At 72.8% G+C, this 14,739-nt stretch carries 14 protein-coding genes; 6 read left to right on the plus strand and 8 right to left on the minus strand.

The features are described from left to right. Positions 1-28 precede the first annotated feature (28 nt). The 4 genes from BM430_RS02905 to BM430_RS02920 form a co-directional block, all read right to left on the minus strand. Positions 29-1,912 carry a glycoside hydrolase family 15 protein gene (locus tag BM430_RS02905; RefSeq protein WP_280142260.1) on the minus strand — a complete coding sequence of 628 codons (1,884 nt, stop codon included), beginning with the start codon at positions 1,910-1,912 and terminating at the stop codon, positions 29-31. Positions 1,913-1,996: 84 nt separating this feature from the next. Next, positions 1,997-3,649 carry a methyl-accepting chemotaxis protein gene (locus BM430_RS02910; protein WP_093565078.1) on the minus strand — a complete coding sequence of 551 codons (1,653 nt, stop codon included), beginning with the start codon at positions 3,647-3,649 and terminating at the stop codon, positions 1,997-1,999. A 111-nt stretch (positions 3,650-3,760) separates the two neighbouring features. After that, positions 3,761-4,762 (minus strand): cytochrome-c peroxidase, encoded by a 1,002-nt coding sequence (locus BM430_RS02915; RefSeq protein WP_093565080.1) that lies wholly within the window; start codon positions 4,760-4,762, stop codon positions 3,761-3,763. Positions 4,763-4,984: 222 nt separating this feature from the next. Next, positions 4,985-5,221: a DUF6894 family protein gene (locus BM430_RS02920; RefSeq protein ID WP_093565082.1), complete on the minus strand. Its 237-nt coding sequence runs from the start codon at positions 5,219-5,221 to the stop codon at positions 4,985-4,987. A 352-nt stretch (positions 5,222-5,573) separates the two neighbouring features. On the opposite strand from BM430_RS02920, the gene BM430_RS02925 reads away from it, so the two are divergent. Next, entirely contained in the window at positions 5,574-6,116 is a 543-nt protein-coding gene (locus tag BM430_RS02925; protein WP_244539287.1) for an RrF2 family transcriptional regulator, read from the plus strand. Between the two features lie 30 nt (positions 6,117-6,146). On the opposite strand, the gene BM430_RS02930 is transcribed toward BM430_RS02925, so the two are convergent. Beyond that, the gene (locus BM430_RS02930; RefSeq protein WP_244539288.1) at positions 6,147-6,749 is read right to left on the minus strand and encodes a cation efflux transmembrane domain-containing protein; all 603 of its coding nucleotides are present in this window, start codon (positions 6,747-6,749) and stop codon (positions 6,147-6,149) included. Positions 6,750-6,934: 185 nt separating this feature from the next. Here BM430_RS02930 and BM430_RS02935 point away from each other — a divergent pair, with 185 nt between their 5' ends. Beyond that, a complete protein-coding gene (locus BM430_RS02935; protein ID WP_093565084.1) occupies positions 6,935-8,065 on the plus strand; it encodes an alpha/beta hydrolase in 1,131 nt (376 codons plus the stop codon). 71 nt (positions 8,066-8,136) lie between these two features. Here the strand turns inward: BM430_RS02935 and BM430_RS02940 are convergent, their stop codons facing one another. Continuing rightward, positions 8,137-9,807, minus strand: coding sequence for a methyl-accepting chemotaxis protein (locus tag BM430_RS02940; protein WP_093565086.1), 1,671 nt, complete (start codon positions 9,805-9,807; stop codon positions 8,137-8,139). Between the two features lie 501 nt (positions 9,808-10,308). On the opposite strand from BM430_RS02940, the gene croR reads away from it, so the two are divergent. After that, positions 10,309-10,770 (plus strand): 3-hydroxybutyryl-CoA dehydratase, encoded by a 462-nt coding sequence (croR, locus tag BM430_RS02945; protein ID WP_093565088.1) that lies wholly within the window; start codon positions 10,309-10,311, stop codon positions 10,768-10,770. A 60-nt stretch (positions 10,771-10,830) separates the two neighbouring features. Further along, on the plus strand, positions 10,831-11,631 hold the full coding sequence (locus tag BM430_RS02950) for a TrmH family RNA methyltransferase (protein ID WP_093565090.1): 801 nt from the start codon (positions 10,831-10,833) through the stop codon (positions 11,629-11,631). A 98-nt stretch (positions 11,632-11,729) separates the two neighbouring features. Here BM430_RS02950 and BM430_RS02955 read toward each other — a convergent pair whose 3' ends face one another. Together BM430_RS02955 and BM430_RS02960 are read right to left on the minus strand one after the other, a co-directional pair. Beyond that, a complete protein-coding gene (locus BM430_RS02955; RefSeq protein ID WP_093565092.1) occupies positions 11,730-12,026 on the minus strand; it encodes a type II toxin-antitoxin system RelE/ParE family toxin in 297 nt (98 codons plus the stop codon). Next, positions 12,026-12,313, minus strand: a complete 288-nt coding sequence (locus BM430_RS02960; RefSeq protein ID WP_093565096.1) for a type II toxin-antitoxin system ParD family antitoxin — start codon at positions 12,311-12,313, stop codon at positions 12,026-12,028. The genes BM430_RS02955 and BM430_RS02960 overlap by 1 nt, the downstream gene beginning before the upstream one ends. Positions 12,314-12,633: 320 nt before the next feature. On the opposite strand from BM430_RS02960, the gene crtI reads away from it, so the two are divergent. Beyond that, positions 12,634-14,205, plus strand: coding sequence for a phytoene desaturase family protein (gene crtI / locus BM430_RS02965; RefSeq protein WP_093565099.1), 1,572 nt, complete (start codon positions 12,634-12,636; stop codon positions 14,203-14,205). A 131-nt stretch (positions 14,206-14,336) separates the two neighbouring features. After that, positions 14,337-14,726 (plus strand): DUF2141 domain-containing protein, encoded by a 390-nt coding sequence (locus BM430_RS02970; protein WP_244539289.1) that lies wholly within the window; start codon positions 14,337-14,339, stop codon positions 14,724-14,726. The last annotated feature ends 13 nt before the right edge of the window (positions 14,727-14,739 follow it).

The raw sequence follows: 14,739 nt of genomic DNA on the forward strand, positions 1-14,739 counted from the left end.
CCCCTTCCGGCGGGGTTTCCGGCCCCGCTCAGGCCCCCACCGCCCATTGGCACGGCTCGTCGGTCCGGGCCTGCGCGTGCCGCGCCGCCCGGTCGAGCCGGACCGCGTGGTTGATGATCGCCATGTGGGTGAAGCCCTGCGGGACGTTGCCGCGCTGCTCGCCCGTCGCGGCGTCGATCTCCTCGGCGAACAGCCCGAGGTCGTTGCCGCGGGCGAGAAGCCGCGCGAAGAGCGGCTCGGCCTCGTCCATGCGCCCGGCGAGCGCCAGGCAACCGACGCGCCAGAAGGCGCAGGCCGCGAAGGTCGCCTCCGGGTGCTCGAACCCGTCGCCGTTGCGGTAGCGGTAGAGCAGGTCGCCGTCGCCGAGCCCGGCGCTCACCGCCTCCAGGGTGGCGGCGACCCGGGGCGAGTGGGCGTCGAAGGCGCCGAACAGCACCGTGCGCAGGACCGCGGCGTCGAGGTCGTCGGAGCCGTAGGCCTGGGTGTAGGCCCCGACTTGGCTGTTCCAGCCCTTCTCGTGGTACTCGGCCCGGATCTCCGCCGCGACCCGGCGCCACTCCGCGACCTTGTCGGGGCTCGCCACGTCCACCTCCTGGGCGATCTGCACCGCCCGGTCGAGGGCGACCCAGAGCATGCCCTTGGTGTGCAGGATCTGGCGCGTCTCGTCGCGCAGCTCCCAGATGCCGTGATCGGGCGCGTGGCGGCAGCGGATGACGTGGTCGGTGAGGTGGCCGAGCGCCTCCGGCAGGTGGTCGTTGACCTTCACCGGCGGGTCGTAGTCGACGGCGTCGAGGAAGGCGTGGAGCGCCACCAGGAACTCGCCGTAGATGTCGTACTGGTGCTGGCCCGACGCCGCGTTGCCGATCCGCACCGGCCCGACCCCGCGCCAGCCGCGCAGGTGATCGAGGATCTCCTCCTCCGGCACGCGCCCGTTGATGCCGTACATCAGCTTCAGGTCGCGGCCGCGGGTCTTGTCGGCATCGCGCAGGAAGCGCAGGAACTCCGCCGCCTCGCGCACGTAGCCGAGATTGACGAAGGCCGTGACGGTGAAGCTCGCGTCCCGCATCCAGACGTAGCGGTAATCGAAGTTGCGGGTGCCCGGCACCGCCTCCGGCAGGCTGGTGGTGGAGGCCGCGATGATCCCGCCCGAGGGGGCGTGGGTGAGGAGCTTCAGCACCAGGGCGCTGCGCAGCACCGTGTCCCGGTGCGCGCCCTCGTAGGTGCAGCGGCCGGACCATTCCTCCCAGTAGGCTTGCGTCGCCGAGAGGCTCGGCCCGGCCTCGTCCACCGCGCCGTCGTCGTCCTCCCGGTGGGCGAGGACCAGGGACGCGCCCTCCCCGGCCTGCAAGGCGAAGGCCGCCTCGACCCGGTCGCCCGCGAGACTGAGCGGCACCGTGGCGGCGACGCGGATGCCTTCCGGGCGGCCGAGCCGCCGGCACAGGACCGTGCCCCGCTCCTCGGGTTCGAGGGCGGCGTCGTCGCGGGCGTAGTCGAAGGTCGGGCGCACGCGGAAGCGCCCCGTCACCGTGCCGGCCTCGCAGGCGAGGATCCGCACGATCCGGCCGCGCGGGTCGCCGTCCGGCCCCTCGTCGGGCACTGCATCGAGCGGGTGGACCGGCATGAAGTCGGTGAGGGTCGCCCGGCCGGTCGCGGTGACGAAGGTGGTCTCCAGGATGCAGGTGCCGGGGCGGTAGCGGCGCTGCGTCTCCCGCACGCCTTCGAGGACGAGGTCGCAGAACCCGCCCTTGTCGTCGTCGAGGAGGCGCAGGAACGCCGCCGGGCTGTCGTGGCAGGGCCAGCACAGCCAGTCGATCGATCCGTCGCGGGCGACGAGCGCCGTCGTGCAGGTATCGCCGATGATGGCGTAGTCCTCGATCGGCCGGTCCGTCACGTCGCCTCGCTGCCAACACAGGTTAAAGAGCGCGGGGGTAACGGTTCGTCGGGAGGCCGGGTTTCGGGGCGCGACGGTTTGCGCCGCACCATCGGGTCGTGCGCGTCACGCCGCCGAGACCCGGCCGACGAAATCCTGGACGCGCCCGCGCAGGCGCGCCGTCTCGGCATGGATGGCGGCGGCCGCTTCCCCGACCCCGGCGATCGCCGCGACCGTGCCGCGCAGGCCCGTCGCCGTGCCGTCGATGCTGCGGTCGGTCTCGGCGGTGAGGCCGACGGCGGCCTCGGCGCTGAGGCCGATCTCGCCGGCGGTCCGGTGCTGCTCGGCGACGGCGCGGGCGGTCTCGCCGGCGATGGCCTCGATCGCGTCGACGGCGCCGCCGATGCCGCGGATCACCGCGACGGCCCCGGCGGTGGCGGACTGGATGCCGGCGACCTGGCGGGTGATCTCCTCGGTCGCCCGCGCCGTCTGGCCGGCGAGCTCCTTGACTTCCGCCGCCACCACCGCGAAGCCGCGCCCTGCCTCGCCGGCGCGGGCCGCCTCGATCGTGGCGTTGAGCGCGAGCAGGTTGGTCTGGCCGGCGACGCCGGCGATCATCGCCACCACGTCGCCGATGCGCTGCGCCGCCCCGGACAGGCCCGCGACGGCGCCGTCGGCGGAGCTGACCTGGGCATTCGCCTGGGCCACCCGCTGCGCGGTCTCGTCGGTCTGGCGGCCGACCGCCGCCACCGCCCCGGCGAGGGCGGAGGCCGCCCGCGCCACGCCCTCGACGTGGCTGCGGGTCCGCTCCGAGGTGCCGGCGGCGCCGGCGGCCTCGCGCTCCATCTCGCGGGTCACCGCGCCGAGCCGGTCGGCCGAGTCCGCCATGGCGGCGACGGTGGCGTCGACCTCGTCGAGGGCGGCGAGCACGCCGTCCTCGAAGGCGCGGATATGCGCCTCGACCCGGCGGCCGCGCTCCACCAGCAGGTCCTGCTCGGCGTTGGAGGCGGCGAGCGCCGCCCGCTCGACCATACGATCGCGAAACCCCGCCACCGCCCGGGCGACGGCGCCGACCTCGTCGCGGCGCTCCAGCCCGACGAAGCGCACCGCGAGGTCGCCCGCCGCGAGCCGGTCGGCCTCGGCGACGAGGCCCACCAGCGGGCGCGACACGCTGCGGGCGATCAGCCAGGCCGCGCCGAACCCGGCCGCCGCCAGCACGGCGCCGGCGAGCAGCATCCCGATCAGTTCCCGCTCGAGGCCGGCCCGGGTGCTGGCTGCCCGCATCTCGGCGTCGCGGGCGCCGGCCTCGCGCACCGCGTCGAGGCTCGTCCGCAGGGCGGCGCTGCGCCGGCTCATCGCCTCCTGGGTCGGGATCTCGCGGGACCGCTCCAGGCCGAGGAGGATCCCGGCGTCCCGCTGCCAGCGCGCCGTCTCGCTCCTCGCCTCGCGCACCAGGGCGCCGACCGTCTCCGACTGCGCCGTCGCGCCGAGCCGGTCGAGGGCGGCGGAGAGGCCCGCGGTCTCGGCCCGGAAGCCGGCCTCGACCGTGCCGGGATCGAGGAAGTCGGTCATCGCCAGGACGCGGGCGAGGATCGCATCGGCGCGCCCGAAGCGCACCTTCGCCTCCTCGCCGGCGGCGCCGGAGGCGAGGCTGAGGCCGGTGACGGTGCCGAGCCGGCCGACGGCGGCGATGCCCTGCCAGCCGACGAGGGCCGCCAGCACGCCGCCGGCGACGAGGAAGCCGAGGAGCGGCAGCAGGAGCTTGGTTCTAATCGACATCGGGGACCCGGAGGGAGCGGCGCAGGGCCCGCCGCGGCCGCATGGCCCGCCCGCCGCGGCGAACGGGGGTGTGGGCGTGTCGCGCGAGGGGCCGTTGGAGGGGAAGGACGCTCAGTTCGGCAGGTTGGGCAGGGCCGTCTCGGTCTGCTCGGCCGTCAGGGAGCGCAGGAAGGCGAGGAGGTCCTGGTGCTCAGGGCGGCTCAGCGCGACCGCCCGCATCAGCGGCGACTTCGACGGCCGCTCGACCCCGCCGCCCTCGTAGAAGGTCAGGATCGCGTCGAGGTCGGCGAACTGCCCCGCATGCCCGAACGGCGCCCGGTAGGTCAGGTTGCGCAGGCCCGGGGTCTTGAAGGCGTGGCGCGCCCCCGGCTCGTCCGGCGCGATTCCGGCCCGGCCGAGGTCCCGGGTCGGGATGCCGAGGTCGTGGAACTTGTTGTCGGTGAAGTTCCAGCCGGTATGGCAGGCGGCGCAGCGGGCCTTGCCGGCAAACAGCGCGAAGCCGCGCTTGGCGTCCGGGCCGATCGCGTCCTCGTTGCCCTCGACCCAGCGGTCGAACGGCGCCCAGCCGGCCACCACCGTGCGCTCGTAGGTCGCGACCGCGGTCAGCAGGGCCTCGCGGCTCACGCCGGTCCCGGGGAAGAGGCGGCGGAACTGCGCGTCGTAATCCGGGATGGCCTTCAGGCGGGCCACGATCTCCGGGAACTTGCCGTTCATCTCGACGGCGGCGGTGATCGGCCCCTGCGCCTGCGCCTCCAGGCTGGGCGCGCGCCCGTCCCAGAACAGCACCGGCATCCAGGCGGCGTTGAGGATGGTGGGCGCCTTGCGCGCCAGCGGCGTGTTGGTCGCCCCGATGGCGCCCGGCACCGGGACCTCGAAGCCGAAGGACGGGTTGTGGCAGCTCGCGCAGCTCAGGTTCTGCATCCCGCTCAGCCGCGGATCGAAGAACAGCATCTTGCCGAGCGTCGCGAGCTGCGGCGAGTACGGGGCGTTCTCCGGAAACGGGATGCTGGCCGGCCGCCGGTATTGCGCCTTGAGCGCGGCGACGTCCGGCTCCGCCGCCGCACCGGCCCCGCCGAGCAGGAAGGCGGCGAGCGCGAAGAGCTTGAGCTTCATCGTTGTTCCGAGAGGTGACCTAGGTGCCGTTCGGCCGGCTCCTCTCAGGGATAGGAAAATACCGTGAACTGACGGTTAAACGACGTCGTTCCTTGGGTAAAAGGAATTAATACCCAAGATCTGGGCGGCAGAACCCGGCGGCTCGCGCCGGCGACGGCGGATGGCGCCGTCGACATCCCGGGCGCCGACGGGCCATGGTCGGGCCGAGTCTCGGTCCAGCCCTCAGTCCAGCCAGGTGCAGGCGACGGCCAGGGAGGCGATGGCGAGGACGGTCCGGTGCGCGTCGCGGATGGTCACGAACAGGTGCAGCCGGTCCTGGCGGCGGGCCTCGTCGCGGGCGATGTCGGCCAGGATCCGCATGGCATGCGCCCGGGCGGCGTCGCGGTTCGGCCACTCGCTGCCCTCGTCGTCGCGATGCGACAGGTCGTGGTCGTTGATGTCGAAGAAATAGTGCGGCACGGGTTGCCCCAATGGTGTGAGAGGGCCTCCGGACCGAGTTGTCCGGAACCCACCGGCCGGCCCTGCCGATCGGGGCCGCGGTGACGATTCCCTAGGACGCAGCGGCAATCGCCGCCCTCGCATATGTTTATCGGATACGAATTTCCCTCTCAGTTCAAACAAGTACGGGAATTACCAGATTATACCACCATCGACCGGGCTTTCACCGTCGTGCCGCTGCCGTTTCCGCGGGGCCGCGTCGCCGAATTCCTTCGATGGCGATCCAAATGCGCCCGCGACTTTCTTGCACGATCCGATCTGTGTAAACTGGTACCCCGAGACCTGAGCGGCCCGGGGGCTGCCTGACGACCGCTTGGCGACCAGGACGGCTGGGGACGGGCGCAGGCCTTTCGGGGCGCGGATCTCGGGCGACGTCTCGCGGCTCGCGAAGGAGAAGGACAGCGCCCTGCGGCTCTCGCTCTATACCGACCTGTCGCTGCGCCTGCTGCTCTATCTCGGGGCGGTGGAGGCCGGCACCTGGACCACGACGCCGGCCGTCGCCCGCGCCTTCGGGGTGTCGCTGCACCACCTGCAGAAGGTCGCGCGCGGGCTCACCGAATCCGGCTACATCGAGGCGCGGCAGGGCCGCGCCGGCGGCGTGCGCCTGGCCCGGCCGCCGGCGGAGGTGCGGCTCGGCGCGGTGGTGGCGGAGCTCGAAGGGCTCGGCTGCCTCGTCGAGTGCGCGCGGGGCCCCTGCCCGCTCGCCGGGCGCTGCCTCCTGAAGCACGCCCTCGACGCGGCCGAGCGCAGCTTCGTGCGCGAGCTCGACCGCTTCTCCCTCGCCGACGTGCTCGCCGGCCCGACCGGCGCGGCCATGCGGGACCTGATCGGGCGCGAGGCGGGTCCTGGCCCGTAGGGCCGTCCCTCCGGCGAAGTTCGCCTCAACTCACGCCGCCTCCCTGGCCGCCCGGCGCTCGGCGGCGGCGGCCTGCCAGATGTCCCGGGCGGCGTCGGCGTTCATCGCCGCGATGCCGAGGCCGACGACGAGGTCGGGCCAGGGGGACAGCGTGGCGGCGGTGACCAGCCCGGCCGCCACGATGGCGACGTTGGCGACCGCGTCGTTGCGGGCCGACAGGAAGGCCGCCCGGGTCAGGCTGCCGCGCCCCTCGCGGTGGCGGGCCAGCATCAGCGCGCAGGCGAGGTTGACGGCGAGCGCGCCGAGGCCCGTCAGGGTCAGCGGCACCGGGGCCGGGGCCGCGAAGGCGCCGATCTTCTGCCAGGCGGTCCACAGGGCCGCCAGCCCCGGCAGCAGCAGGATGCCGGCCATCACGGTGCCGAGCCGCGCCCGCGCCGCCGGCCGCCAGCCGAGGCCGGCGACGATCAGGAGGTTGAGCGCCGCATCCTCCAGAAAATCGACGCTGTCGGCGACGAGGGCCACGGAGCCGATCGCCACCGCCACCGTCGCCTCGATCCCGAAATAGCCGAGATTGAGCAGGGCGACGCGCCGCACGGTGGCGCGCAGGGCGGGATCGGAATCGGAGGCGGTCACGGGGCGGGTCTCGCGGCGGGGAGGCCGGGATTCTATGCCCCGATCGGGCGGACCGGGCCAGGGGGCTTGCGGGGGGAACCCGCCGACCCGCATCGGTGCCATGCCGTCCGGACGGTTGCGCCGCGGGGCCGCGCCGGCTCGACTGGCGTCACCCGCCGGCGCGACAGGCGGGAGGAGGAAACGCCATGCCTGCCTTTTCCCGGCCTGCCTCATCCAGGCCGCCCACCCCCGGGCCGGCCCGCCGCCTCGTCCTCGCCGGCCTCGGCGCCCTCGCGGCGGCCCCTGCGGCGGGCGCCGCCGCGCAGACGGCGCCGGAGCGCCCTGCCCGGCCCGCGGCGCCTTCCCGGCTCGAGACGGACGAGTTCCGCCTGCCCGGCCCGGAGGACGGCGTCACGGTCTACGTCCGCAACAAGCGCCCGGCCGGCACCGAACGGTTCGCGGGCGACCGCATCCTGCTCTACGTCCACGGCGCGACCTACCCGGCCTCGACCGCCTTCGACCTGCCGCTCGCCGGGCTGTCGATGATGGACTACCTCGCGGGCCTCGGCTTCGACGTCTACCTCGTCGACCTGCCGGGCTACGGCCTCTCCGGCCGCCCGGCGGCGATGAGCCGCCCGGCCGCCGACGGCAAGCCCTTCATGCGCACGCCCGACGCGGCGGCGGTGGTCGGGCAGGTCGTCGAGTTCATCCGGAAGCGCCGCGGGGTCGAGACGATCAACCTGATGGGCTGGTCCTGGGGTACCTCGACCATGGGGCTCTACACCAGCACCCACAACGAGAGGGTCAACCGCCTCGTCCTCTACGCGCCGCAATGGCTCGCGCGCACGCCCCCGCCGATCGCCGCTCGCGGCCCGCTCGGCGCCTACCGGAGCGTCAGCCGCGACAGCGCCAGGGCGCGCTGGCTCAAGGACGTGCCGGCGGAGGCCCAGGCGAGCCTGATCCCGCCCGGCTGGTTCGAGCAATGGGCCGACGCCACCTTCGCCACCGACGCCGCCGGCGCGGCGCAGTCGCCGCCGGTGTTGCGGGCGCCCAACGGCGTCGTCGCCGATTCGCGGGACTACTGGGAGGCCGGCAAGCCGCAGGTCGATCCAGGCGAGATCCGGGTGCCGACGCTGGTCATCCACGCCGAGTGGGACGCCGACCTGCCGAGCTATCAGGCGCAGGAGTACTTCGCCCGCCTCACCCGCGCGCCCTACAAGCGCTTCGTCGAGCTCGGCGAGGGCACCCACACGGTGATGATGGAGAAGAGCCGGATGCAGTTCTTCCGCGAGGTCGCGGCCTTCCTGACCGAGGCGGATCCGCAGGCGCTGAACTGACGAACGCCGCCCCGGCGGTCCGGGGCGGCGTTCCCGAGGATGCTCTTCTTCGAGGACGCTCTCGCGGCCTCTCAGGCCGCCCGCACCGTGTCGAGGAAGCGGGCCACCTCGGCCGAGAGGTGCTCGGACTGGCGCGACAGCTCGGAGGCCGCGCCCAGCACCTGGCTCGCCGCGGCACCGGTCTCGTCGGCGGCCCGCGCCACGCCGGCGATGTTCGCCGTCACCTCGCCGGTGCCGGCCGCCGCCTGGGAGACGTTGCGGACGATCTCCTGGGTCGCCGCGCCCTGCTCCTCGACGGCCGCGGCGATCGAGGTCGCCACGCCCGAGATCTCCTCGATCCGGGCGGTGATCCCGCTGATCGCGCCGACCGCCTGGCCGGTCGAGGCCTGGATCGCCGCGATCTGGCCGGTGATCTCCTCCGTCGCCTTCGCGGTCTGGCCGGCGAGCTCCTTCACTTCCGCCGCCACCACCGCGAAGCCGCGGCCGGCCGCACCCGCGCGGGCCGCCTCGATGGTGGCGTTCAGCGCCAGCAGGTTGGTCTGGGCGGCGATCGACGAGATCAGCCCGACCACGTCGCCGATGCGGGCGGTCGCCTCGGTGAGCGCCCGCACCTGCGCGGCGCTCTCGCCGGCCTCGGCGACGGCGGCGCCGGCGAGCCGCGCCGAGCCGTCGACCTGGCGGCCGATCTCCTGGACCGAGGCGCCGAGCTCCTCCGCCGCCGCGGCCACGGTGCCGACATTCGCGGCGGCCTGGGTCGCGGCCGCCGCGACGCTGCCCGACTGGCCGGCGGTCTCCTGCGCGGTGAGGGTCATGGTCTGGGCGGTGGCCTGCAGCTCGGTGGCGGAGGCCGTGACGGCGCCGACGATGCCGCCGACCGCCCGCTCGAAGGCGTCGGCCATCTCGCGCATCGCCTGGCGGCGCTGCGCCTCGGCCCCGGCCCGGGCGAGCGCGGTCTCCTCCTCGAGCTGGCGGGTGCGGACCAGGTTGTCGCGGAACACCGCCAGCGCGCCGGCCATCGCGCCGAGCTCGTCCCGGCGCCCGGCGCCGGGGATCGCGGTCGCGGCATCGCCCTCCGCGAGGCGGCGCATCGCCCCGGTCATCTCGCCGAGGGGCCGGACGATGCGGAGCAAGCAGAACAGCACCGCCGCGAGGGTGACGAGGACGGCGACCGCGAAGGTCGCCACGGTGATGCGGCTCGCCTCGGCCCGCTCGGCCCGGGCGGCCTCGCCCGCCTGGGTGCCGGCGGCGGCGTTGATCCCGACGAGCTTGCCGGCGGTGTCGATCGTCGACCGGTAGGTCGCGTTCATCGGGCCGCGGAAGAAGGCGTCGATCTCGGCTTGGGCGGGCAGCCCCTTGAGGCGGGTCCAGTCGGCCCGGAACGCCGCGATCTTCGCGGTCAGCTCGCCGAAGGTCTCCTGCTCGGCGGGCGAGCTGATCAGCGCGCGGTAGCGCGCCATCCGCTCGCCCAGAGCCGCATCCATCTCCGCGAAGCTCTTGGTGGAGAGCGCCTTCTCGGCCTCGTCGGCGGCGGTGATGAAGCGGAACTGCCAGAGCCGGGCGCGCATCACCAGGGCGTTGATCGCGTGGGCCTCGTTGATCGAGGGCATCGCGTCGTCGGCGAGCTTGGCGATGCGGGTCTCGATCGTATCGAGCTTCCACAGGGAGACGCCGCCCTGCGCCAGGGTCAGCAGCAGGAGGATCCCGAACAGCCCGGTCAGGCTGCTCTTCAGGGACATGCGCATGGAATGGATCGCCAGTGATCGAACAGAACAGGAGATCCCTGTTATCGCTCCGGCATCGCTAAAATTCTGTTAATGGATCCAAATCCCGCGATAAACAGATAACGTCGTATTACGGAGATGCTTGAACTCGCGAAGTGCCTGGCCGTCCCGCCATGACCCTGCGAAAGGGGCGGAGGATGCGCTGAGCCGCCGTCCCATGATCCCTCCGCCTGCCGCAAAGTCGGGCGCGGCGGGGCCGGCCGCCGCCCTCGGCCCCGCTCCTCTCTCTCCGACCTTTCGCCACTGGATTTCCGCCCCCGTCCCGTGCGACGCCGGGGATCCCCGGCCGGGATCGGCGCAGCCGCGAGCCGCCGGCCGTCCCTCGCGGCCGCGACACGAGAGCAGTGCCCGATCGCATCGCGATCGGGCACTGCTCTCGATTCTTGATTTTGTCGCATTTTCTTCGACGAACCGGTATCCACTTCGTCGGAAAATGCTCGAGAACGACCGGGAGAGACGCCGATGATGCCCGAACTGCGCGTGCTGTACTTCGAGGATTTGAGCGTCGGCCTGTCCGAGACGCTGTCCAAGACCATCGCGGCCTCCGACGTGGTCGGCTTCGCCGAGATCACCGGCGACCGCAACCCGATCCACCTCTCGGAGCACTTCGCCGCCCGCACGCCGTTCGGCACCCGCATCGCCCACGGCCTCTACACCGCCGGCCTGATCTCGGCGGTGCTCGGCACCCGCCTGCCCGGCCCCGGCGCGGTCTATATCAGCCAGAGCCTCAACTTCCGCGCGCCGGTGCGCATCGGCGACACCGTCGACGTCACCGTCGAGGTGGCCGAGCTGGTGCCGGAGCGCCGCCGCGCGCGGCTCACCTGCATCTGCGCCGTCAACGGCGAGACGGTGCTCGACGGCGAGGCCCTGGTGAAGGTGCCGACGAAGGCCGAGGCCGATCCGCTGGCCGCCCGCAAGGGGTGAGCCGAGGGATGCGAAGTCCGGGTTGATGGACGTCCGGGCCCGAGGTAGCCCGGACGGACGATGACCCCGATCCCGATCGACGACCCCGCCGACCCGCGTCTCTCCGCCTACACGCAGATGCGCGAGCGCGACCTCGTCGGCCGCGAGGGCCGCTTCATCGCCGAGGGCGAGGTGGTGCTGCGGGTGCTGCTCTCTGGCCGCGCCCGGTTCCGGATCGAGTCTGTCCTGCTCTCGCCCGAGCGCCTGCCCGGGCTGGCGCCGGCGCTCGACGGCCTCGACGCGCCGGTCTACCTCGCCGCCAAGGGCGTGATGGGGGCGGTGGCGGGCTTTCCGATCCATCGCGGCGTGCTGGCGGTGGGCCTGCGCGGGTCCGAGCCCTCGCCGGACGCCCTGGTGCCGGCGGGCCCGGCCCTGCTCGTCGGCCTCGTGGGCCTGGCCAACCACGACAATGTCGGCGGCATCTTCCGCAATGCCGCCGCCTTCGGGGCCGACGCATTGCTCCTCGACGGCGAGACCTGCGACCCGCTCTACCGCAAGGCGATCCGGGTCTCGGCCGGCACCAGCCTGACGCTGCCCTTCGCCCGGGTGCCGACCGGCGACGACCTTCTGGCCCTGTGCGGGCGCCATGAACTCGTCCCGGTCGCCCTCTCGCCGCGGGGCGAGGGCATCACGACCCTGCCGCCCCTGCCCCGCGCGCTGCTGCTGCTCGGTACCGAAGGGCCCGGCCTGCCCGAGGCGCTGATGGCCCGCGCCCGCCGGGTGGCGATCCCGATGGCACCGGGGGTCGATTCGCTCAACGTCGCGGTGGCGGGGGCGGTGGCCCTGCACCGGCTCGGCGGGGGGCGGCTGGCAGGAAGCTAAGCGGATTTCGCGAAAATTTTAACCGGCTTTGCGACGAAAATCTGCAGCGAAACAAGAACATAAGCGGACGAAGCGTTGGCCTGCCAACGCAAGTCTGCTTAATCTGGCAGCAGCAAGGATCGCCCGGCATAGAGCAGCCGCAGGATGATCACCGCATCCTCGTTCACCGTGAACGCAATCGTGATACGGCGCTCGAAACTCGTGATGCGCAGGCCGGGCCGGATATGATCGCTGCGAGTACCACGCTCCGGGAACTCGCCGAACGAGAGCACGTAGCGATCAAGGCGAGTCGTGTAGGCATCCGCGATGACAGGTCCCGCGTTGTCGGCGATGTAGGAATAGAGATCGTCGAAATCCGCCCGCGCTTGGGTCGAGAACAGGACCCGGCGCGCCATCAGACTTTGCCGGTTCCGGCCTTCCGTGCTTGGTAGCGGCGGGCCGCGCCACCCAGAACTTCATCGGCCGGCACCAAGGTTTCCGTTCCGGCGGCCACCCGATCGAAGACCGGGGCGACATCCTCGCGCAGCCAGCGCTCCACCGCTGCGTCGCGGGCCTGGAGGGCCCGCAGACCATCGCGGATAACCTCACTCTCGGTCGCGTATTCTCCCGATGCAACCTTGTCCTTAACCATCTGCGCCATCTCATGGGGCAGGGTGATGCTGAGTGCTTGGGTGGTTCGCATGGCGCGTATCCTCTGAGGCAAGCGTACCACGGAATACGATTCAATCCTACGACCATCCACGGGCGGCCAGTCATGGCGCATCGGCCAGCGAACGAGGGCGGCCTCCGGGACGTCGCGCTGTCGCTGCACTCGACCGACCAAGGCGGGTCCGGGGCACGACCGGACAGCATCTCGCCGCTCCTCTGCCCCGCCACACCCCGGAAAATATCCACACCCGCCCCCACCGCGACAATGCGCAGCCATTGCCGGCTCACCGCCGCGCACCACAACTAGGCCGTATGCACGGGCGCCCGTCGTCGGGTCAGGCAGGAGGTGGAGCGTTGTTTCAGCCGCGGGATGGGTACCGCACCCTGTCGGGGCGGCGGGCGGTGGTGGTCGGGGCGGGGCCGGGCGGTCTCGCGGTGGCGCTGATGCTCGCCCGCGACGGCGTGCAGGTGACGGTGATCGAGAAGGAGGGTACCGTCGGCGGGCGCACCCGCACGGTCACGGCGCCGGGCGGCTACAAGTTCGACATCGGGCCGACCTTCTTCCTCTATCCGCGCATCCTGGCCGACATCTTCGAATCCTGCGGCGAGCGGCTGGAGGACCACCTCACCCTCGAGCGGCTCGATCCCCAGTACCACCTCGTCTTCGAGGGCGGCGGCGAGATCCGGGCGACGCCGGACGTGGACCGTCTCGAGGCCGAGATCGCCCGCATCGCGCCCCTCGACGCGAAGAACGTGCGCCGCTTCCTCAACGACAACCGCCACAAGCTCGCGGCCTTCATCCCGGTGCTGCAGCAGGCCTGCGACTCGCTGCGCAGCTTCGTCTCCCCGGCGATGCTGGCGGCCCTGCCGCTGCTGCGCCCGCACGCCACCGTCGACCGCGACCTGTCGCGCTACTTCAAGGACCCGCGGGTCCGCCTCGCTTTCTCGTTCCAGACGAAATACCTCGGGATGTCGCCGTTCCGGTGCCCGAGCCTGTTCACCATCCTGAGCTTCCTCGAATACGAGCACGGGGTCTATCACCCGGTAGGCGGCTGCGGCGCGGTCTCCGAGGCGATGGCCGGGCTCGCCCGCCGCATGGGCGTCGAGATCAGGCTCGGCACCGCCGTCGACCGGGTGCTGTTCGAGGGCAAGCGGGCCGTCGGGGTCGAGGTCGGGGGCGAGCGCATCGCCGCCGACGCGGTCGTCATCAACGGCGACTTCGCCAAGGTCGTGCCCGAGCTGGTGCCGGAAGCGCGCCGGCCGCGCTGGCGGGACGCCAAGGTGGAGAAGGCCCGCCTCTCCTGCTCGACCTACATGCTCTATCTCGGCATCGAGGGATCGATGCCCGAGAGCCTCGGCCACCACACCATCCTCCTGTCGGAGGATTACGCCCGCAACATCCGCGAGGTCTCCGATGGGGTGCTGCCGATGCAGCCCTCGATCTACGTCCAGCATGCCGGCTACACCGACGGCGGCATGGCGCCCCCGGGCCATACCAGCCTCTACGTGCTGGTGCCGGTGCCGAACCTGCGCGCCGGGATCGACTGGGCGAGCGTCGGCCCGTCCTACCGCGCCCTGGTGCTCAAGCGGCTGGAGAAGCTCGGGCTCCACGACATCGAGTCGCGCATCCGCTACGAGCGCGTGGTCGACCCGACCCAGTGGCGCGACGAGTTCGCGGTCCACGAGGGCGCGACCTTCAACCTGTCGCACGATCTCGGCCAGATGCTCTACTTCCGGCCCCACAACCGCTTCGGGCCCGGGCTCTACCTCGTCGGCGGCGGCACCCATCCGGGCTCCGGCCTGCCGGTGATCTACGAGGGCGCCCGCATCACCGCGCGGCTGATGGCCGAGGACCTGGCCCTGCAGAAGGTGCCCTCCCGCGGCATGCCGCTCAGCCCCGCCCCGAGCCTCGGAGAGGCCTCGTGAGGGGCCCGGAGCATTGTCCGACGAAGTGGATGCCGGTTCGTCGCAGACAAGGCGGCACAATCAAAGGGCGAGGACAGCGTCCGAGAGCAACGCGATCGGACGCTGTCCTCGCCGTCGCCGCCCTCCTCGCCGTGCTGGCCGCGCCGGCGGCGGCGGCGAGCCTCTCGGTCGAGGTCGACGGGGTCGAGCCGGGGGCCGGCCGGGTCTTCGTCGCGCTCTGCACCGGGTCGCTCGCCGAGGAATCCTGCCGCATCGGCCAGAGCGGCCCGGCCGTGGCCCAGAGCCTGCGCTTCGGCTTCTCCGACGTGCCGCCGGGCACCTACGCGGTGGCGGCGTTCCAGGATCTCGACGGCGACGGCCGCCTCGGCCGCACGGGCTTGGGCCTGCCGACCGAGCCCTACGGCTTCTCGAACGGCGCCGGCCGCCGCGGCCGCCCGGACTTCTCCGCCGCCGCCTTCCGCCTCGCGGAGCCCGGCACCGCCCTGCGGGTGCGGCTCACCCGCGCCCTGCCGGCGCGGTAGGCGCCGGGCTGAA

This window comes from Methylobacterium sp. 174MFSha1.1, assembly GCF_900116815.1.
In the GTDB taxonomy this organism is placed as follows: Bacteria; Pseudomonadota; Alphaproteobacteria; order Rhizobiales; family Beijerinckiaceae; genus Methylobacterium.